The sequence below is a fragment of the Pseudomonas putida genome (genome assembly GCF_016406145.1).
In the GTDB taxonomy this organism is placed as follows: domain Bacteria; phylum Pseudomonadota; class Gammaproteobacteria; order Pseudomonadales; family Pseudomonadaceae; genus Aquipseudomonas; species Aquipseudomonas putida_E.
The window spans coordinates 4,530,771-4,549,004 of record NZ_CP066306.1 but is presented as its reverse complement, the minus strand read 5'-3'; the positions used below and the strand labels follow the sequence as shown (position 1 = coordinate 4,549,004).

The 18,234-nt window shown below is 62.7% G+C and carries 20 protein-coding genes; 15 read left to right on the top strand and 5 right to left on the bottom strand.

All coding sequences use genetic code 11. From position 1 onward, the window contains the following. Window positions 1–21 precede the first annotated feature (21 nt). The 6 genes from lysS to JET17_RS20945 all read left to right on the top strand — a co-directional run bounded on the left by lysS (window position 22) and on the right by JET17_RS20945 (window position 5,500). Window positions 22–1,524, top strand: a complete 1,503-nt coding sequence (lysS, locus tag JET17_RS20970) for a lysine--tRNA ligase (RefSeq protein WP_012315937.1) — start codon at window positions 22–24, stop codon at window positions 1,522–1,524. 143 nt (window positions 1,525–1,667) lie between these two features. Next, window positions 1,668–2,372 carry a TetR/AcrR family transcriptional regulator gene (locus JET17_RS20965; RefSeq protein ID WP_012315936.1) on the top strand — a complete coding sequence of 235 codons (705 nt, stop codon included), beginning with the start codon at window positions 1,668–1,670 and terminating at the stop codon, window positions 2,370–2,372. A gap of 29 nt (window positions 2,373–2,401) precedes the next feature. Next, window positions 2,402–2,950 carry a hypothetical protein gene (locus JET17_RS20960; RefSeq protein WP_012315935.1) on the top strand — a complete coding sequence of 183 codons (549 nt, stop codon included), beginning with the start codon at window positions 2,402–2,404 and terminating at the stop codon, window positions 2,948–2,950. A 54-nt stretch (window positions 2,951–3,004) separates the two neighbouring features. Next, entirely contained in the window at window positions 3,005–4,282 is a 1,278-nt protein-coding gene (locus JET17_RS20955; RefSeq protein ID WP_012315934.1) for a flavohemoglobin expression-modulating QEGLA motif protein, read from the top strand. Further along, entirely contained in the window at window positions 4,254–5,177 is a 924-nt protein-coding gene (locus tag JET17_RS20950; RefSeq protein ID WP_012315933.1) for an alpha/beta hydrolase, read from the top strand. Before JET17_RS20955 ends, JET17_RS20950 begins: the two co-directional genes overlap by 29 nt. Further along, window positions 5,174–5,500, top strand: a complete 327-nt coding sequence (locus JET17_RS20945; protein ID WP_012315932.1) for a hypothetical protein — start codon at window positions 5,174–5,176, stop codon at window positions 5,498–5,500. The genes JET17_RS20950 and JET17_RS20945 overlap by 4 nt, the downstream gene beginning before the upstream one ends. 72 nt (window positions 5,501–5,572) lie before the next feature. Here JET17_RS20945 and JET17_RS20940 read toward each other — a convergent pair whose 3' ends face one another. From JET17_RS20940 to JET17_RS20930, 3 genes are all read right to left on the bottom strand, one after another. Next, window positions 5,573–6,361 carry an OmpA family protein gene (locus tag JET17_RS20940; RefSeq protein ID WP_012315931.1) on the bottom strand — a complete coding sequence of 263 codons (789 nt, stop codon included), beginning with the start codon at window positions 6,359–6,361 and terminating at the stop codon, window positions 5,573–5,575. A 50-nt stretch (window positions 6,362–6,411) separates the two neighbouring features. After that, on the bottom strand, window positions 6,412–6,825 hold the full coding sequence (locus JET17_RS20935; RefSeq protein ID WP_012315930.1) for a DUF4398 domain-containing protein: 414 nt from the start codon (window positions 6,823–6,825) through the stop codon (window positions 6,412–6,414). A gap of 271 nt (window positions 6,826–7,096) precedes the next feature. Then, on the bottom strand, window positions 7,097–7,441 hold the full coding sequence (locus JET17_RS20930) for a hypothetical protein (protein ID WP_012315929.1): 345 nt from the start codon (window positions 7,439–7,441) through the stop codon (window positions 7,097–7,099). A 170-nt stretch (window positions 7,442–7,611) separates the two neighbouring features. Between JET17_RS20930 and ppc the strand changes: the two genes are divergently transcribed. The 7 genes from ppc (at window position 7,612) to JET17_RS20895 (ending at window position 14,752) form a co-directional block, all read left to right on the top strand. After that, window positions 7,612–10,239, top strand: a complete 2,628-nt coding sequence (ppc, locus tag JET17_RS20925) for a phosphoenolpyruvate carboxylase (RefSeq protein WP_012315928.1) — start codon at window positions 7,612–7,614, stop codon at window positions 10,237–10,239. A gap of 257 nt (window positions 10,240–10,496) precedes the next feature. Further along, complete coding sequence (adk, locus tag JET17_RS20920) at window positions 10,497–11,147, top strand: adenylate kinase (RefSeq protein ID WP_012270800.1); 651 nt, start codon at window positions 10,497–10,499, stop codon at window positions 11,145–11,147. Window positions 11,148–11,234: 87 nt separating this feature from the next. After that, window positions 11,235–11,909 (top strand): tRNA (adenosine(37)-N6)-threonylcarbamoyltransferase complex dimerization subunit type 1 TsaB, encoded by a 675-nt coding sequence (gene tsaB / locus JET17_RS20915; RefSeq protein WP_012315927.1) that lies wholly within the window; start codon window positions 11,235–11,237, stop codon window positions 11,907–11,909. Between the two features lie 129 nt (window positions 11,910–12,038). Beyond that, window positions 12,039–12,326, top strand: a complete 288-nt coding sequence (locus JET17_RS20910; RefSeq protein ID WP_012315926.1) for a hypothetical protein — start codon at window positions 12,039–12,041, stop codon at window positions 12,324–12,326. Between the two features lie 3 nt (window positions 12,327–12,329). Next, window positions 12,330–13,199 (top strand): DUF72 domain-containing protein, encoded by an 870-nt coding sequence (locus tag JET17_RS20905; protein ID WP_012315925.1) that lies wholly within the window; start codon window positions 12,330–12,332, stop codon window positions 13,197–13,199. Between the two features lie 29 nt (window positions 13,200–13,228). After that, window positions 13,229–14,059 carry an isocitrate lyase/PEP mutase family protein gene (locus JET17_RS20900; RefSeq protein ID WP_012315924.1) on the top strand — a complete coding sequence of 277 codons (831 nt, stop codon included), beginning with the start codon at window positions 13,229–13,231 and terminating at the stop codon, window positions 14,057–14,059. 6 nt (window positions 14,060–14,065) lie between these two features. Next, window positions 14,066–14,752, top strand: a complete 687-nt coding sequence (locus tag JET17_RS20895) for an extensin family protein (RefSeq protein ID WP_042111695.1) — start codon at window positions 14,066–14,068, stop codon at window positions 14,750–14,752. Window positions 14,753–14,754: 2 nt separating this feature from the next. Here JET17_RS20895 and JET17_RS20890 read toward each other — a convergent pair whose 3' ends face one another. After that, window positions 14,755–15,375, bottom strand: coding sequence for a hypothetical protein (locus JET17_RS20890; RefSeq protein WP_012315922.1), 621 nt, complete (start codon window positions 15,373–15,375; stop codon window positions 14,755–14,757). A gap of 104 nt (window positions 15,376–15,479) precedes the next feature. Between JET17_RS20890 and JET17_RS20885 the strand changes: the two genes are divergently transcribed. After that, window positions 15,480–16,256 carry a class I SAM-dependent methyltransferase gene (locus JET17_RS20885; RefSeq protein ID WP_012315921.1) on the top strand — a complete coding sequence of 259 codons (777 nt, stop codon included), beginning with the start codon at window positions 15,480–15,482 and terminating at the stop codon, window positions 16,254–16,256. A 55-nt stretch (window positions 16,257–16,311) separates the two neighbouring features. On the opposite strand, the gene JET17_RS20880 is transcribed toward JET17_RS20885, so the two are convergent. After that, window positions 16,312–16,947, bottom strand: coding sequence for a TetR/AcrR family transcriptional regulator (locus JET17_RS20880; RefSeq protein WP_198823182.1), 636 nt, complete (start codon window positions 16,945–16,947; stop codon window positions 16,312–16,314). Between the two features lie 181 nt (window positions 16,948–17,128). On the opposite strand from JET17_RS20880, the gene JET17_RS20875 reads away from it, so the two are divergent. Then, on the top strand, window positions 17,129–18,229 hold the full coding sequence (locus JET17_RS20875; RefSeq protein WP_012315919.1) for an efflux RND transporter periplasmic adaptor subunit: 1,101 nt from the start codon (window positions 17,129–17,131) through the stop codon (window positions 18,227–18,229). Window positions 18,230–18,234 lie beyond the last annotated feature (5 nt).

The window sequence follows — 18,234 nt, the reverse complement described above, 5'->3', positions numbered from 1 at the left end:
CCTGATGGAAAGAATGACGACATGAGCGACCTCAAGACCGAATCGCAAGACCTGCAACAGGAAGAAAACACCCTGATCGCCCTGCGCAAGGAAAAGCTTGCCGCTGAGCGCGAGAAGGGTCAGGCCTTCCCCAACGACTTCCGCCGCGACAGCTACTGCAACGACCTGCAGAAGCAATACGTCGACAAGACCAAGGAAGAGCTGGAAGCTGCAGCGATCCCGGTCAAGGTAGCCGGTCGCATCATGCTCAACCGTGGCTCGTTCATGGTGATCCAGGACATGACCGGGCGCATCCAGGTCTACGTCAACCGCAAGACCCTGCCGGAAGAAACCCTGGCCGCGGTCAAGACCTGGGACCTGGGCGACATCATCGCCGCCGAAGGCACCCTGGCCCGTTCCGGCAAGGGCGACCTGTACGTCGAAATGACCAACGTACGCCTGCTGACCAAGTCGCTGCGCCCGCTGCCGGACAAGCACCACGGCCTGACCGATACCGAGCAGCGCTACCGCCAGCGTTATGTCGACCTGATGGTCAACGAAGAAACCCGCCACACCTTCCGCGTGCGTTCGCAGGTGATCTCGCATATCCGCAAGTTCCTCATCGACCGCGACTTCCTCGAAGTCGAAACGCCGATGCTGCAGACCATTCCTGGCGGTGCCGCGGCCAAACCGTTCGAGACCCACCACAACGCCTTGGACATGGCCATGTTCCTGCGTATCGCGCCGGAGCTGTACCTCAAGCGCCTGGTGGTCGGTGGTTTCGAGAAAGTGTTCGAGATCAACCGCAACTTCCGTAACGAAGGCGTTTCGACCCGGCACAACCCCGAGTTCACCATGCTCGAGTTCTACCAGGCCTACGCTGACTACCGCGACAACATGGACCTCACCGAGGAACTGTTCCGTGAGCTTGCCCAGCTGGTCCTGGGCAGCACCGATGTACCGTATGGCGACAAGGTGTTCCACTTCGGTGAGCCGTTCGTGCGCTTGTCGGTGTTCGACTCGATCCTCAAGTACAACCCGGAGCTGACCGCAGCCGACCTGCAGGACGTTGACCGCGCCCGCGACATCGCCAAGAAAGCCGGTGCCAAGGTGTTGGGCCATGAAGGCCTGGGCAAACTGCAGGTGATGATTTTCGAAGAGCTGGTCGAGCACAAGCTGGAGCAGCCGCACTTCATTACCGAATACCCGTTCGAAGTTTCGCCGTTGGCCCGCCGTAACGACGACAACCCGGCCGTGACCGACCGCTTCGAGCTGTTCATCGGTGGCCGCGAGATCGCCAACGCCTACTCCGAGCTCAACGACGCCGAAGACCAGGCAGAGCGCTTCCTGGCCCAGGTGGCCGAGAAGGACGCCGGTGACGACGAAGCCATGCACTACGATGCCGACTTCGTTCGCGCCCTGGAGTACGGCATGCCACCGACTGCTGGTGAAGGCATCGGCATCGACCGCCTGGTGATGCTGCTGACCAACTCGCCGTCGATTCGCGACGTGATCCTGTTCCCGCACATGCGCCCACAGGCTTGAGTGAATTGAACAAGCCGCCTTTCGGGGCGGCTTTTTCTTGCCTGAAGCCTTATGTTGTTTGTCAGGGCCTTATCGCCGGCATGCCGGCGATAAGGCCGGTGCAGTCACCCCAAGATCAATGAGGTACACCCGTGACCCCCGCAATGGCCCAGCAAGGCGCCGCCGGCATTGCCACCGCCGTCGCCGAAAGCGTGCAATACCAGGGTCGCAAGACCGCTCGCCAAGGCAGCGAACAGCGCCGCCAGCTGATCCTCGACGCCGCCATGCGCATTGTCGTGCGTGATGGTGTGCGTGGTGTGCGCCACCGTGCGGTCGCCGCCGAGGCCGGTGTGCCGCTGTCGGCCACGACCTACTACTTCAAGGATATCGAGGACCTGCTCACCGATACCTTCGCCCAGTACGTCGAACGCAGTGCCGCCTACATGGCCAAGCTGTGGGCCAATACCGAAGTGGTGCTGCGCCAGCTACTTGCCCAGGGTGATGGCAGTGCGCAATCAAGGGCGCGTCTGGCTGACGAAGTGGCGCAGATGACTGCCGACTACGTTTCCCGTCAGTTGGCCAACCGCCGCGACTTCCTGATGGCCGAGCAGGCCTTCCGCCAGGAGGCTCTGCTGTGCCCGCGCCTGGCCGAGTTGGTGTGCGCCCACGAGCAGATTCTGCTGCATGGCACGCGCCAGCTGTTGCATGTGGTCGGTTCGCAGCAACCGGAACAGGACGCCCAGATGTTGACGGCGATTATCGAGCAGATGGAATATCAGGGCCTGCTCAAGGATGCCGATGCGCAAGCCGATGGGCAGATGCTCGCTATGCTTACCCGTTACCTGCACCTGGTGCTGGCATCGGCCTGAGCCTAGAACGAACTTTCAAGGAGAACTTGATGAAAGCCTGGCGTGTGGTGTTGTTGACGTTGTCATTCCTCCTGCTGGGCGGTTGTCTGGTGACCTTCCATGAGCCGCTGCCGAGCAATCAGGCGGCGCCCAAGGCCCTGCTCGGCAAGTGGAGCAGCAAGGACGCCTGGGGCGAGCCACTGAAGCTGGCCATCAGCCGCAGTGGCGCCGATGCCTACAAGGCCGTGGCCACGGCCAAGGGCAAGAAACCCGAAGAGTACGTATTCACCGTGTCACGCCATGGCAACCGCTGGTACCTCTCCGCCGGTGTACCCAAGCGCCTGGGCGGCCATTTCCTGATTGGCGGTTTCGATATCGTCGATGGCAAGGAACTGGTGATCTACAACCTTGATGTGGAACAGGTGCAGCAGGCGGTCGAGAAAAAAGAGCTGAGCGGGCGTAGTACCGAGGTGCCGGAGGACAATGGCGAGGGCGTGTTGATCGACAGCCCGTCGGCGCGGGTGCTGGCCTATCTGGATGACCCGGCCAACTCCGACCTGTTCGTCGAGGTGGCGCGCTTCCAGCGCAGCGGCAAATGACCGTGCCGGCGATGGGGCCAGTACAGGTGCCTTGTTCTAGAAAGGAGTTCCCCGGTGGACGAGTACCAGCAGACCATACGCGCACTGTCCGATCGCATCGTCACCGCGCAAACCCCGATCCGTGTGCTTGATGCGGTCAAGTGGGACGACAACATCCGCCAGGGCTTTCTGAAGGCCAAGGGCAAAGAGCCGCCTGCAGTGGACCGCGCCTATTACCAGTCGCGGCCGCTATCGTTCGACTCTAGTGCGGTCAAGGCCGAGTTCCAGAGCATCGAGCGCGATATCACCCGTCAATTGGGGCAGTTCAACCCGGTGGGGCAGATCATGCGGCGCATGTGCAAGGAGTACCGCATGGTGGTGCGCATGCTCGAGGCACGCGGCACCGAGGATTTCGGCCTGATCTCCCAGGAACTCTATGGCGCGGCGTCCGATGCTTTCCACGCTGGCGACCCGACGCTGGCCGACCTCGGTCTGATGCTTTCCGATTACCTGAACAACATCGACGGCCGTGGTGACCTCAAGGACGAGCCGAAAAACCTCACTGCCAAGGAGGCCGTGGACATCCTCCAGCGTCGCCTGAACAAGGTGTTCGGCGAGGCCGAGGAAACCATCCGGGTGTTCGAGTCCGACGGGATCGTCGCCGACGCGGCGGCGGGGGCCGACTATATCAAGGTGCGCGCCGACGCCATGTTCAACAGCCGTGATGTGCGCGCGCTGGAAGTGCATGAGGGGCTGGTGCATGTGGGCACCACGCTTAATGGCCTGAACCAGCCGATCTGCACCTTCCTGGCCAAGGGCCCGCCTTCATCGACGGTGACTCAGGAGGGCTTGGCGATTCTCATGGAGGTGATCGCCTTCGCCTCTTACCCCAGCCGTCTGCGCAAGCTCACCAACCGCACGCGCGCCATCCATATGGTCGAGGAGGGCGCCGATTTCCTTCAGGTATTCGAGTTCTTCCGTGCCCAGGGCTTTGAAATGGCGCAGAGCTACAGCAATGCAAGCCGGGTATTCCGCGGCTCGGTACCTGATGGACTGCCATTTACCAAGGATCTGTCCTACCTCAAGGGTTTCATCATGGTTTACAACTACATTCAGTTGGCCGTGAGAAAGGGCAAGCTCGAGCAGATTCCGCTGCTGTTCTGCGGCAAGACTACCCTCGAAGACATGCGCACCTTGCGTCAGCTGGTCGAAGAAGGCTTGGTGGAACCGCCCAAGTACCTGCCGGAGCAGTTCCGCGACCTCAATGCGCTGTCGGCCTGGATGTGCTTCTCCAACTTCCTTAACCACCTGAGCCTGGATCGCATTGAAGCCGACTACGCGAACATTCTTTGAGCGCTGCCGCTGCCTGGCACTGGGTTTGGCGCTGTTGGGCCTGGGCGGGTGCAGCAGCCTGTTGTTCTACCCGGAACCGGGCCAGCCGTTCACGCCCGAGCGTGCCAAGCTGCAGTACCGCGATGTCACCCTGACCACCGCCGACGGCGTCCGCCTGCATGGCTGGTGGCTGCCGGCCAAGGCGGGTGTCGAGGTCAAGGGCACGGTGCTGCACTTGCACGGCAATGGCGGCAATCTGGCCGGGCACCTGGGCGGTAGCTATTGGCTGCCGGAGCAGGGCTATCAGGTGCTGATGATCGATTACCGGGGCTATGGCCTGTCCCAGGGCAAGCCCGGCTTGCCACAGGTCTACAATGACATCGCAGCGGCCATGGCATGGCTCGACCAGGCCCCCGAGGTCAAGGGCAAACCCTTGGTATTGCTGGGGCAGAGCCTGGGCGGGGCAATGGCCATCCACTACCTGGCAGCCCACCCCGAGCAGCGCCAGCGCTTCAGCGCACTGGTGTTCGATGGTGTGCCGGCCAGTTACCGTGATGTCGGGCGCTTTGCGTTGAGTACATCGTGGTTGACCTGGCCCTTGCAGGTGCCATTGTCCTGGCTAGTACCCGATGGTGACAGCGCGATCCGTTCGGTCGAGCGCTTGAGCAGCCCACCCAAACTGTTCTTCCATAGCATCGACGACAACCTGGTACCAATGAACAACGGCATCCGCTTGTACCAGCACGCACCGCCCCCAAGGGTGCTGCAGCTGACTCGAGGCGGCCATGTGCAGACCTTTGCCGACCCGGTCTGGCGCCAAGTGATGCTGCGTTTTCTTGATGACCCCAGCCATTTCAACGGCCTGCGACGGCTGGCAGAAGTGCCCAACTACCCTGACGAGAAGAGCAAGCAATGAGTGAAGAACGCAACGCCATCCCGCTGATCCTGACCGGTGTCGGCAGCATCATCGTGACGGTGGGGGCTCTGTGGTATTACGGCTACCTGCATTTCGCCAAGCCGGAGGATGCGTTGTTGCTGCAGGATTTCACCATGCTCAAGACCGTGCCTGGTGAGGACTACAAGGTTTCCCTCGACCCAGCGCCGCAGGTGGCGCAGTGTGTGGACGGTGTGCTGGTGCTGTTCGACACAGCGCAAAAGGGCCTTACCGGGGTACTGGTCGACAACCGCAAGCGTGCGGTGCGTTGCATGGGTGAGCAGACCCCGCAACAAGTGCAATGACCAGCTCGAACCAACGATGAAAAATGAAGAACCCCGCCATGAAGGCGGGGTTCTTTTGTCGACCTGTGAGCCTTACTGCACCTGGCTCACCGAACGCGGCGCTACCGGCTGGTTGTCGTTGGAGATGGTCACCTCCACCCGGCGGTTCTGCGCACGGCCCGAGTTGCTGCTGTTGTCAGCAACCGGGTATTCCTTGCCGTAGCCCTGAGCGACGATGCGCGCAGGGTCCACGCCTGCGCGTACCAGTGCCATGCGCACGGCACCGGCGCGACGCTCGGACAAGGACTGGTTGTAGTTAGCCGAGCCGACGCTGTCGGTGTAGCCCTCTACGATTACCTTGCGCTCAGGGTTTTCCTGAAGGAACTGGGCCAGCTTGGTGACGTTGGGCAAGGCGCTGCTCTTGAGTTCAGCCTTGTTGAAGTCGAACAGTACATCGCCGAAGGTCACCAACGTACCGCGGTCGGTCTGCTTGGCGTTCAGGCTGTCCTGAAGCTTGGCGATCTGCGCGTCACGGGCATCGAGCTTGGCCTGGGCACGTTGGGCCGAGGCGTTTTTCAGCTCGTTTTCGGCCGAGCGCAGAGCAATGGTCTGCTTGGCCACTTCAACGCGCTGGTTGGTCAGGTAGGCCAGCTGGTCGACTTTCTTGCTGTCCTCACGCTCCATGTAGGCTTTGTCGGCCTTGTTCAGCCAGTCCTGTGCGTCCTTGGTTTCAAGGGCTGCGATTTTGCTCGCCTGCGGGTCGCTCTGCAGCGACGAGAAGTTGGTACGGGCCGACTCCAGGTTGGCGTTCGGGTCGTGCGAGCAGGCAGCGAGACCGACGCTCAGGGCCAGCAGGGCGGGAATCATGACGTGTTTGCGCATAGTGTTCATCCTTTGATCGAGTGCGAAGGCTAAGGCAGGCTTGGCGGCGCTCACTGAGCGCTACGCAGGCCTTCCTGACGTACGTCCTGAACGCCCTGGCGGGCGTCCTGCACGGCCTTCTGGGCCTTGGCCGCCTGGGCCTTGCGTTCAGCGAGGCGAGCGTCCCATTCGGCCTGCTCGGCCAGACGCTTGGCGTCCTCGTAGTTCTTGTCGTGCATGGCGATTTCGGCCTGCTTGAACTTGTCCTGCGCCGCTTTCATTTCAACGGCGGCGAACTCGGTACCGCCAGCGCTGACGGCGGAGTTCACGGCGGACTGGGTGACGGCATACTGCTCAGTGGGCGGGTTGCCCGCACAGCCGGCCAGGACCAGGCTACTGCCCAGGGCCAGCGCGGCCAGCTTGAACCCGCGCACATGAGTGGAGGAAAGTTTCGAAGTGCGGGTCTTCATGGTGGTCAGCTCCATTGGATCACTCCTGATAACGACGATGTCCGTAGCAGTCCATCCCATCGCTCAATCCCTGGCATCGCCGTGTGCGTCAGCTCAACAGTGCACGACGACAGTGTGCAGGGTTTTAGCGTGATGGCTATTGGCTGTGACTGGGTCGTTTTTTGAATAGTTCAGAAAAAAATGCCAACTATTTCTGACTGATCGGTCAGTGGTGTGGGTGCGGAACTTCCACTGTCAGAAGCGGTATTCCGGGCTGGAGTGCAGCCCGGAACAGGAGGCAGGCGCGTCAGTTTCCGCTGTTCTCGCCGGGGTTGCTGAGCGTGTGCAGATGGCGCCTTGAAAGCGCCAGAAAACGCGGTGTAGAGCCTATATCTTCGTACAGCGGATCGCCTTCTTCATCGGTGGAAATGACCTTGTGGCCCTGCACGTAGGGGAAGCTGGCTTCAAGCTCCTCGAGCGCGGCTGCGACCAGCTCACCGAGCAGTTCCTCGGCGGTGCGCTTGGGGTACATGTCGATGAGCGCTGCCAGGCGCGCCTCCGACTCAAGGTCAAGGTGCAAGGTATGGCCGGTCGGGCTCAGGGTGCCTGCGGCGTTTTGTTCCCAGTGCTGGGCGAGTTCGCGGATTTTCATGATGACCTCTGTAAACGCCTCGGAAAGGCTGCACTGCATCGGACTGCTGTGGTTTTACTTTAGTTTGCTTTACCGGTTGTGGCTTGCCATGGCGGCCCCGCTGTGGGCACTCTTGGGCCAGTGCTGTTTCCTGAGCAGAGCGCGGGCGAGCCGCGCCGAAGAGAGGGCCAATGACTGATATCGATGTGCGCTTGCGTGAAGATGTCCATGTTTTGGGGGAGCTGCTCGGCGAAACCATACGCCAGCAGCACGGTGACGCGTTCCTGCAGAAAATCGAGGACATTCGCCATAGCGCCAAGGCGGACCGGCGCAGCGCCGGCGAACAGCTGAGCTCTACCTTGGCGAACCTGGCTGAAGAAGACTTGCTGCCGGTGGCACGTGCCTTCAACCAGTTCCTCAACCTGGCCAACATGGCTGAGCAGTACCAGCTGATCCGTCGCCGCGATGCCGAGCAGCCAGAGCCTTTCGAGGCGCGGGTGCTGCCTGAGTTGCTGGCGCGTCTCAAGCGGGCCGGGCACAAGGACGATGCCTTGGCCAGGCAGTTGGCCAAGCTCGATATCCAGTTGGTGCTCACTGCGCATCCCACCGAAGTGGCGCGCCGCACATTGATCCAGAAGTACGATGCCATTGCCGGTCAGTTGGCCGCGCAGGACCATCGCGACCTGACCCCGGGCGAGCGCCAGCAAGTACGCGAGCGCCTGCGCCGTTTGATCGCTGAGGCCTGGCACACAGAAGAAATCCGCCGTACCCGACCAACGCCGGTAGACGAAGCCAAATGGGGCTTCGCGGTGATCGAGCATTCCCTGTGGCATGCCATCCCCAGCCATCTGCGCAAGGTGGACAAGGCGCTGTTCGACGCCACTGGCCTGCGCCTGCCACTGGAAGCGGCACCTGTGCGCTTTGCCTCGTGGATGGGCGGTGATCGTGATGGCAACCCCAACGTGACCGCCGCCGTGACCCGCGAAGTGTTGCTGCTGGCACGCTGGATGGCGGCCGACCTGTTTTTGCGCGATGTCGACGCGCTGGCGGCAGAGTTGTCCATGCAGCAGGCCAGCAGCGCTGTGCGCGAGCGGGTAGGGGACACCCCCGAGCCCTACCGCGCTGTCCTCAAACAATTGCGTGACCGCTTGCGGGCGACGCGCGCCTGGGCCCATGCGTCGCTCACCGCTACCCAGCCGGCCAGTGCCGATGTGCTGGTGGACAACCGTGACCTGATCGCGCCGCTGGAGCTGTGCTACCAGTCCCTGCACGAATGCGGCATGGGCGTGATTGCCGATGGGCCATTGCTAGACAGTCTGCGGCGTGCGGTGACTTTTGGCCTGTTTCTGGGGCGGCTGGACGTGCGCCAGGACGCCGCCCGACACCGCGACGCACTGTCGGAGATCACCGATTATCTGGGCATGGGCAGTTATGCGGACTGGGATGAAGACAAGCGTATCGCGTTCCTGCAGGCCGAATTGAAAAACCGCCGGCCATTGCTGCCGGCCCACTTCACGCCCCAGGCGGATACCGCCGAAGTGCTCGCCACCTGTCGCGAGATCGCTGCGGCGCCGGGCGCATCCCTCGGTTCGTATGTCATCTCCATGGCGGGCGCTGCATCGGACGTATTGGCGGTGCAGTTGCTGCTCAAGGAAGCCGGCCTGACCAGGCCGATGCGCGTGGTGCCGCTGTTCGAAACCCTGGCCGATCTGGACAACGCGGGGCCAGTGATGGAGCGGCTGCTCGGCCTGCCTGGCTATCGCGCGGGCTTGCGCGGGCCGCAGGAAGTGATGATCGGCTACTCCGATTCGGCCAAGGACGCCGGGACCACCGCCGCGGCCTGGGCCCAATATCGGGCGCAGGAAAATCTGGTACGCATCTGCCGTGACCATCAGGTCGAACTGCTGCTGTTCCATGGCCGTGGCGGCACTGTCGGCCGCGGCGGTGGCCCGGCCCACGCGGCGATCCTCTCGCAACCACCGGGGTCAGTGGCGGGGCGGTTCCGCACCACCGAGCAAGGCGAGATGATCCGCTTCAAGTTTGGTTTGCCAAGTATCGCCGAGCAAAACCTCAATCTGTACCTGGCTGCGGTGCTGGAAGCCACCTTGCTGCCGCCGCCGCCACCTGAACCGGCCTGGCGCGCCTTGATGGACCAACTGGCCGCCGATGGCGTCAAGGCTTACCGCAGCGTGGTACGGGAGAACCCGGATTTCGTCGAGTATTTCCGCCAGTCCACACCCGAGCAGGAGCTGGGTCGCCTGCCGCTGGGCAGCCGCCCGGCCAAGCGCCGTGCCGGTGGAATCGAAAGCCTGCGGGCCATTCCATGGATCTTCGGCTGGACCCAGACCCGCCTGATGCTGCCGGCCTGGTTGGGATGGGAGACCGCATTGAGCAATGCGCTGGCACGGGGGCAGGGTGAGTTGCTGGCGCAGATGCGTGAGCAGTGGCCGTTCTTCCGTACCCGCATCGACATGCTGGAGATGGTCCTGGCCAAAGCGGATGCGCAGATTGCCGAGGCCTACGACGAACGTCTGGTGCAACCGGAGTTGCTTCCTTTAGGTGCACATCTGCGCGACCTATTGTCGCAGTCCTGTCAGGTGGTACTGGGCTTGACCGGGCAGCAGGTGCTACTGGCGCACAGCCCGGAAACGCTGGAATTCATCAGCCTGCGCAACACCTACCTGGACCCGCTGCATCGGCTCCAGGCCGAGCTGCTGGCGCGCTCACGCAGCCGTGAAGCCGCTCTGGACAGCCCGTTGGAGCAGGCCCTGCTGGTGACAGTGGCAGGGATCGCCGCAGGCCTGCGCAACACAGGCTGAGACAATGCCTGGGTGCCCACGCGCAAGGCCTTCATGGGGGCCAAGCCAGGGCAGGGAAGGTGGTTGCGCCGGGCGCAACCGCCTGCAGCCTTGGCTACAGATGGCCCATTCCTGCAACTTTGGGACGCTTGTCTGGCTGACGGGCGCTGTGTATCTTGAGCAGCCTTCTGACCGATTTATGGTCATACCCGATTTTCCGGACTTGGCCCTGGTTGCCGAATCCATTGAATTTCATAAAAAAATTTGAGGAGCACGAGATGCGCGTAATTCTGCTGGGAGCTCCCGGGGCCGGTAAAGGTACTCAGGCAAAATTCATCACCGAGAAGTTCGGTATCCCACAGATCTCCACCGGTGACATGTTGCGTGCTGCCGTCAAGGCAGGTACCCCGCTGGGCCTGGAGCTCAAGAAAGTCATGGATGCAGGCCAGCTGGTTTCCGACGAGCTGATCATCAGCCTGGTGAAGGAGCGCATCGCCCAGCCAGACTGCGCCAACGGCTGCCTGTTCGACGGTTTCCCACGCACCATTCCACAGGCTGAAGCAATGGTCGCTGCCGGTGTCGACATTGATGCAGTGGTCGAGATCGCCGTCGACGACGAAGAGATCGTCGGCCGCATGGCGGGCCGCCGCGTGCACCTGGCCTCGGGCCGTACCTACCACATTCAGTACAACCCGCCGAAAGTGGAAGGCAAGGACGACGTTACCGGCGAAGACTTGATTCAGCGCGACGACGACAAGGAAGAAACCGTGCGTCATCGCCTGTCGGTCTACCACACCCAGACCAAGCCGCTGGTGGACTTCTACCAGAAGCTGTCGGCCGCCAACGCTGGCAAGCCGAAGTACAGCCACATTGAAGGCGTGGGTTCGGTCGATGCAATCACCGCCAAAGTGCTGGCAGCCCTGAGCTGATCCATCACCGTGCGTCACGACGGCCCGCTTGCGGGCCGTTGTCGTTTATACTGCCGCTCTTTTCACTTGCTCCTGGATACCCGTTCGATGACCACCCTGCTGGCCCTGGATACCGCCACCGAAGCCTGTTCCGTCGCGCTGCTGCATGATGGCAAGGTAACCAGCCATTACGAGGTGATCCCGCGCATGCACGCGCAGAAGCTGCTGCCGATGATCAAGCAGCTGCTGGGTGATTCCGGCGTGGCGCTCAATGCCCTTGATGCCATTGCCTTCGGCCGTGGCCCCGGCGCCTTCACCGGCGTGCGCATTGCCATCGGCGTGGTGCAAGGCTTGGCTTTCGCCCTGGAGCGCCCGGTACTGCCGGTGTCCAACCTGGCCGCGCTGGCTCAGGGGGCGTTGCGCGAACATGGCGCGCAGCAGGTAGCGGCTGCCATCGATGCGCGCATGGATGAGGTGTACTGGGGTTGCTACAAGGCGGTGCATGGCGAAATGCGCCTTCAAGGCCTGGAAGCGGTGCTACCACCGGAGCGCGTGGCGTTGCCTGATGGCAGCAGCGGCGATTGGTACGGTGCCGGTACCGGCTGGGGCTATGCCGAGCGTCTGGCCGTACAGGCCAGTGCCAGCAACCCTTCGGCGTTGCCCAATGCGCTGGACATCCTCAGCCTGGCCAGCTTCGCCTGGGCACGCGGCGAGGCAATTGTTGCCGATCAGGCGCAACCGGTTTACCTGCGCGATAATGTAGCTACGCCCAAAGCCCGCTGACGGCTGTCCGTCGGTTATCGCGCTTGTCGATAAAACCTTTGGTGCAAACTGTGGTCCAGTTATCACTAGAGCATTAGCGATGGAGCCCTGATGCTGCTAAATTGCCATCATTGGTCCTGAGTGCTCATCATGCGTATCGACGGTTTCTCATCGCAGTCCTATCCGGTAAAGCGCGCGCCGCGCAAAGCGGCGGTGCGCGATGACAGCATCGACGATGCCGAGCTCGTCGAAGAGGTCGATGCTGGTCAGGAAGCGGCGCCGCGCCGTCGCCCCGGTGGCCTGCCTGCACGTCAGCAGGACATGGTTTTCCCACGTGCCCGTGACCGCCGCACGGCCACTGCGCTGGCCAGCTACCTCAGTACTGCCGGTTTTACCGATTGGGACATGGAAGTGCTGGGGCTGGACCTGTACATTTGAGGGATGAGTTCATCCCATCTGCCTTATTTCCTGGGTTGCCCGTCATGGAGCGAAAGCGCCTGGCGCGACTACCTGTATCCCGCTGACGCCCGCACCGGCGAATTTCTTGGCCTTTACAGCCAGGTGCTGAATGCAGTTGAGGGCAACACCACCTTCTATGCCCGCCCAGCGTCGAGCACTGTCGACCGTTGGGCGCAGGTCATGCCTGCGCACTTTCGTTTTACTGCCAAGTTTCCCCGTGATGTCAGCCATGAAGGCGACCTGCGCGATCGACTGGAAGCAGCATTGGACTTCACCCGGCTGATGGCGCCCCTCGGCCAGCGGGTGTCACCGTACTGGTTGCAATTACCGGCTCAGTTCGGCCCGGCTCGCCTGGCTGAGCTGGGGCATTTTCTCGATGAACTCGGCGTGCCTGTGGCGGTGGAAGTGCGTAACCAGGCTTTTTTCACCAAGGGTGAGGAGGAGCGGCTGCTCAACCGTTTGCTGCACGATCGCGGTGTTGAACGTATTTGCCTGGACCCGCGTGCATTGTTCAGCTGTACCTCGCGTGAGGCCGCCGTGCTCGATGCGCAAGCCAAGAAGCCCAAGGTTCCCCCGCGCCCCGCAGCTTTCAGCCAGCATCCACAGGTCCGTTTTATCGGCCACCCCGTGCTCGATGCCAACGAAGCGTTTCTTTCGCCCTGGGTTGAAAAGGTCGCCAGCTGGATCGAGGAAGGCCGTAGCCCGTACATCTTCCTGCACACCTCGGACAACCGCCTGGCAGCCGCGTTGGCTCAGCGTTTTCATCAGCGGCTGATGGCGCGCTTGCCGGGGTTGGCAGCTTTGCCGGAATTGCCACGGGCCCCTGAGGTCGAACAACTGGGGCTACTTTGACCCTTACCGACCAGCCGGAGGTTGTGATCATGGATGTACAAACCCTGCGTGCCGAAGCCTTCAAAGCTCTGCATGAGCGAGAAGGCGCGTTCGTCATCCCCAACCCGTGGGATGCCGGCTCCGCCAAGCTCCTGGCAAGCCTCGGCTTCGAGGCGCTGGCTACCACCAGTGCAGGCCTTGCCTTCAGCCTTGGGCGAGCGGATGCCGAAGCGGCGCTGAGCCTGGACGAGACACTCGACAACGCCGGGATGATCGTCGATGCCACTGCCTTGCCCGTTGCCGCCGACCTGGAAAATGGTTTTGGTGACCTGCCGGATGACTGTGCCCACGCCATCCTGCGTGCCGCCGAAGCAGGGTTGGTCGGCGGCTCGATCGAAGATGCCAGTGGGCGCAGCGACGCGCCGATCTATGACCTGAGCCTGGCTGTGGAGCGGGTGAGGGCTGCAGTGCAGGCGGCGCGCAGCCTGCCATTTCCCTTCATGCTCTGCGCCCGAGCGGAAAACCTGCTGCATGGGCGTATGGACCTGGATGACACCATCCTGCGTCTGCAGGCTTATGCCGAAGCGGGCGCCGACGTGCTCTATGCGCCGGGTTTGCGCACTGTCGAAGAGATTCGCGCGGTGGTACAGGCCGTGGCGCCGAAACCTGTCAATGTGCTGATGGGGCTGGCGGGTGTGCCATTGAGCGTCAATCAGTTGCAGGACTTGGGCGTACGCCGCATCAGCGTGGGCTCTTCACTGGCCCGCGCGGCGCTCGGTGCGTTTCAGCGCGCGGCATTGGAGATTCGTGACCAGGGTACGTTCAGCTATGGTGAGCAGGCGCTGCCGTTCGCCCAGCTCAACGACCTGTTCCGGCGCTGAAGCGCGGTGCGCGCATTGGTGCTCCTGTGCGGGCTGCTGTTGGTAGCAGGCTTTTTGTGGCAGTCGGGTTGGCGCCTGCCGCAGGCCTGGGATCCGTGGGCAGCACTGGACGTTCGTCAGCCGCCGAACCTGCTGACGCCCTATAAGCTTTCGCGTCTGCGCGATGATCCGCAGTTGTGCCGCCAAGCGTTGGCGACCACCAGCCTGCGCTATCGGGCGCAGGCTGATAGCCCTGCATCGGCCAATTGCCCGTTGCGAAACGTCTGGCGTATAGAGCAAGGCGAGGCGCGGTTGAGTAGCAGCTTCCTGGCCAGTTGCCCGTTGGCGGTGGCCTATGCGCTGTTCGAAAAGCATGGCTTGCAACCTGCAGCGCAGCAGGTGTTTGGCCAGCCGGTGGCGCAGGTCGATCATCTGGGCAGCTTTGCCTGCCGCAACGTCTATAACCGCAAGCAGGGCCGGCTCAGTCAGCATGCCACGGCCAATGCGCTGGATATCAGCGGCTTTCGCCTGCAGGACGGGCAGCGGATCGTGCTGGCGCGGGACTGGCAGGCAGGCGGGCAAAAGGCGGCCTTCCTGCGGCAAGTGCAGCAAGCGGCCTGTAAGAGCTTCAGTACGGTGCTGGGACCGGATTACAATGCTGCCCACCGCAATCACTTTCACCTGGACATGGGGCTGTGGCAGATCTGCCGTTAAGCTCAGGCGTGGATGCGAACGTTGTTCAGCACTACCGGGCGCGCCCAGTGGATGTCGAATTCCAGATCGTTCTGCTGCTTGGCCATTGTCGCTGCGTCGAACGGCTCCGGCGCGGGGTCGAGCAGATCTGTCTCGAACTCGGCGATAGGCAGGTGCAGCGGGCGCGGGGAGGGTGCAGGGCCTGGCTCGGCGAGCGGCTGACCCTGGCTCATGACTACCGGGCGCAGCCAACTGTTGCTGATGTCCAGTTGGCGCTGCTGCTGAATCATCTCGGCGGCGCTGAATGGCTCCGGCGCTGGCTCCAGCAGATTGGCTTCCAGTTCGGCTTTGGGCAGGAACAGGGGCTCGGGTGGTGCAACGATGGTGTCGAGCACGGGGCAGGCGCGTTGGGCATCGATCAGGGCCAGGGCCCTGGCTCCGCCAATTGGCTCGCCGCTGATTTTGTCGTATTGCACCAGCGCCTGATGGGTGCTGTCTGCCTCATTCCCTTGCTGCTCGGCCATGGCGCGGGCAAAGAAATCCTGCCACAGGTGGCTGACGCCCCCCAGTGCCTGGGTATTCTGCCGACCGTAGTTGCCGACGGGCGACAGGTAGGTCAAGCCGATGGGAAGAGTATCTGTCATGGCAGTCGCGCGCGTTGTGCTCTGGCAGAATAGCGGGATATTGCCTGTATCGGCCGATGGTGCCGATTCATTAAGGGCTTGGTTCGATTTTTCAGGTGTGGATGATGGAAGAGCAAGGCATGGGTATCAGAGTCGAAGCGATGTCGCCTGAGTATGCGCACCAGGCTACGGCATGGGCCGAGCGCCTGGGTCTGCCGCTGCAGGACGATGCCGCCGGTTTCGCTGTGCAGGTGGGCGCCGATGGCTTGCAGATCCAGCAGTTGGGGCCGCAGGCTCCAGGGCCGGTGCGGGTCGACTTCGTCGATGGCCAGGCAGCGCATCGGCGCCAGTTTGGCGGTGGCAACGGGCAGATGATCGCCAAGGCCGTGGGCATCGCCCAAGGCGTGCGGCCGCAAGTGCTCGATGCCACGGCAGGTTTGGGCAAGGACGCGTTCGTGCTGGCCAGCCTGGGTTGCCAGATGACCCTGATCGAGCGCCAGCCGCTGATTGCCGCCTTGCTGGAGGACGGCCTGACGCGAGCCCGGTCGGATGACGAGGTCGGGCCTATCGTCGGCCGCATGCGCCTGCTGACAGGCAACGCCATCGAGCGTATGCGCAACTGGGAAGGGGAGGCGCCGCAGGTGATCTACCTTGATCCCATGTTCCCGCACCGGGACAAAAGCGCCCTGGTGAAAAAGGAAATGCGCGTGTTTCGGCCATTGGTGGGCGATGACCTGGATGCCCCGGCTTTGCTCGAAGCCGCGCTGGCGCTGGCCAGTCATCGAGTGGTGGTGAAGCGGCCACGCAAGGCACCGATCATCGACGGGCCAAAGCCGAGTCATAGCCTGGAAGGCAAGTCGAGCCGGTATGACATTTATCCCAAGAAGGCGTTGAAGGCCTGATCAGGATCTTGTGCTGACTCTACCGGCTCTATCCTCGGCACTGTCAGCCAAGCCCTCAGGGTCGAAACGCCCGAATGAATACACCCACCACCTCGCGCACATGCGCCTCGGCCTCATCTCCCTCCAATGGCCCTGCACACCCCAGCAGCAATCGGTAATCGGGCGCTCCTTTGACTAGGCAGAAGAAGTGCTCGGCCGCGTGCAACGGGTTGTCGATGCGCAACAGGCCGCGCTCGGCGACCCCGCGCAGGCCAAACAGCCCTTCCATGCCCGCCAGCACCCGTTTTGGCCCGGCTTCGTAAAAGAACTCGCCAAAGCTTGGGTCCTGACTGCCCTGCGCCATGATCAGGCGGCTCAACTTGACCGCCTCATCACTGCTGATCAGCGCCTGGAACCCACGGGCAATGTTCAGCAACACCTGTTCGACGGCCGCGCCCTCGGGGTACTCGAACATCAGGTCGGGTAGCTGATTCTGGCAGGTAGCCATGACCGCAGAGCCAAACAGCGTCTGCTTGTCGTTGAAGTGGCTATAGACCGTCAGTTTTGAAACACCCGCCGCCGCAGCGACTGCATCCATGCTGGTGTTGGCATAGCCGAGGCTGAGGAACAGCGTCTTGGCCGCTTCGAGGATCGCCTCGCGCTTGGCCAGGTCCTTGGGGCGACCTGGGCCGATGGGTGCGTCGTTGGGCATTGGAATCCGTGTCTGGTTTAAGGGGCCCCCATCTTACCGGCTCGGTTGCCTTCCGGCTTCAGGGAATGGCCCATCGTTAACGTTGATTTTCTTTCCGACGCTGGCTTCCCGGCTTCGGTTCCCTGATTTAATATACTCGACAGTATAAATATTCGATGCGCTCGTCGCGAAAGGATTCATCATGTTGCGTCATGCCTTGTGCCTCGCTCTGCCTGCCGCTGCCGCCTTGTTGCTGGCGGCCTGTGGGCAGGAAGCCGCCCCGCCCACTGCTCCGCGCCCAGCGCTGGTGGTCCAGCCGCAACCGGCCCAAGCCTCAGCCGACAGCTACCCTGGCGAGGTGCGAGCGCGTTTCGAGCCGGAGCTGGCGTTCCGCATCGCTGGCAAGGTCAGCAAACGCCTGGTCGAGGAGGGGCAGCGGGTCCAGGCCGATCAGCCACTGGCAGAGCTCGACCCCCAGGACGTGCGCCTGCAACTTGAGGCCAATCGTGCCCAGTTGGCGGCCGCCGAAGCCAACCTGGCGCTGGTGCGCGCCGAGCGTGACCGCTACCGCAAGCTGCTGGATCGGCAGATGGTCAGCCATTCCCTGTACGACAACGCCGAGAATCTCTACCGGGCCGGGCTCGCGCGGCTCAAGCAGGCCAAAGCGGAGTTCGACGTGGCTGGCAATCAGGCCGGATACGCGGTGTTGCGTGCGCCCCAGGCCGGCGTGATCGCCAAGCGTCAGGTCGAGGTCGGCCAGGTGGTGGCTGCCGGGCAGACGGTATTCACGCTGGCGGCCGACGGTGAGCGCGAAGTCGTCATCGGCCTGCCGGAGCAGCAGTTCGCCCGCTTCGCCGTTGGCCAGCAGGTCAGTGTCGAGCTGTGGTCGCGGCGCAATGAGCGCTTCCAGGGCCGTATCCGTGAGCTGTCGCCCGCAGCCGACCCTCGTTCACGTACCTTCGCCGCACGCATCGCCTTCAACTCGGCCAAGGTGCCCGCCGATCTTGGGCAGAGCGCGCGGGTATTCATCGCCCATGACGGGCTGATCCCGCTGGCTGTACCTCTCTCGGCGATTACCGCTGAAAACGGCCAGGCGTACGTCTGGCGAGTCAACCAGGACCGTCGACTGGAGCGTGCCGCCGTGCGCCTGGGGCCTTATGGCAGTGACACTGTCCCCGTACTTGAGGGCCTGAACCCTGGCGACTGGGTGGTTGCCGCCGGCGGCCACGTGCTGCGCGAAGGGCAGGAGGTGCGGCCGGTGGACCGTACCAACCGTGTGGTGAACCTGACGGCCAAGGAGTAAGTCCC

What these genes read in the sequence shown, in the direction of transcription:
- lysS (WP_012315937.1), top strand. Translation starts at nt 22, where the DNA reads ATGAGCGACCTCAAGACCGAATCGCAAGACCTGCAACAGGAAGAAAAC.
- JET17_RS20965 (WP_012315936.1), top strand. Translation starts at nt 1,668, where the DNA reads ATGGCCCAGCAAGGCGCCGCCGGCATTGCCACCGCCGTCGCCGAAAGC.
- JET17_RS20960 (WP_012315935.1), top strand. Translation starts at nt 2,402, where the DNA reads ATGAAAGCCTGGCGTGTGGTGTTGTTGACGTTGTCATTCCTCCTGCTG.
- JET17_RS20945 (WP_012315932.1), top strand. Translation starts at nt 5,174, where the DNA reads ATGAGTGAAGAACGCAACGCCATCCCGCTGATCCTGACCGGTGTCGGC.
- JET17_RS20940 (WP_012315931.1), bottom strand. Translation starts at nt 6,361, where the DNA reads ATGCGCAAACACGTCATGATTCCCGCCCTGCTGGCCCTGAGCGTCGGT.
- JET17_RS20935 (WP_012315930.1), bottom strand. Translation starts at nt 6,825, where the DNA reads ATGGAGCTGACCACCATGAAGACCCGCACTTCGAAACTTTCCTCCACT.
- JET17_RS20930 (WP_012315929.1), bottom strand. Translation starts at nt 7,441, where the DNA reads ATGAAAATCCGCGAACTCGCCCAGCACTGGGAACAAAACGCCGCAGGC.
- ppc (WP_012315928.1), top strand. Translation starts at nt 7,612, where the DNA reads ATGACTGATATCGATGTGCGCTTGCGTGAAGATGTCCATGTTTTGGGG.
- adk (WP_012270800.1), top strand. Translation starts at nt 10,497, where the DNA reads ATGCGCGTAATTCTGCTGGGAGCTCCCGGGGCCGGTAAAGGTACTCAG.
- tsaB (WP_012315927.1), top strand. Translation starts at nt 11,235, where the DNA reads ATGACCACCCTGCTGGCCCTGGATACCGCCACCGAAGCCTGTTCCGTC.
- JET17_RS20910 (WP_012315926.1), top strand. Translation starts at nt 12,039, where the DNA reads ATGCGTATCGACGGTTTCTCATCGCAGTCCTATCCGGTAAAGCGCGCG.
- JET17_RS20905 (WP_012315925.1), top strand. Translation starts at nt 12,330, where the DNA reads ATGAGTTCATCCCATCTGCCTTATTTCCTGGGTTGCCCGTCATGGAGC.
- JET17_RS20900 (WP_012315924.1), top strand. Translation starts at nt 13,229, where the DNA reads ATGGATGTACAAACCCTGCGTGCCGAAGCCTTCAAAGCTCTGCATGAG.
- JET17_RS20890 (WP_012315922.1), bottom strand. Translation starts at nt 15,375, where the DNA reads ATGACAGATACTCTTCCCATCGGCTTGACCTACCTGTCGCCCGTCGGC.
- JET17_RS20885 (WP_012315921.1), top strand. Translation starts at nt 15,480, where the DNA reads ATGGAAGAGCAAGGCATGGGTATCAGAGTCGAAGCGATGTCGCCTGAG.
- JET17_RS20880 (WP_198823182.1), bottom strand. Translation starts at nt 16,947, where the DNA reads ATGCCCAACGACGCACCCATCGGCCCAGGTCGCCCCAAGGACCTGGCC.
- JET17_RS20875 (WP_012315919.1), top strand. Translation starts at nt 17,129, where the DNA reads ATGTTGCGTCATGCCTTGTGCCTCGCTCTGCCTGCCGCTGCCGCCTTG.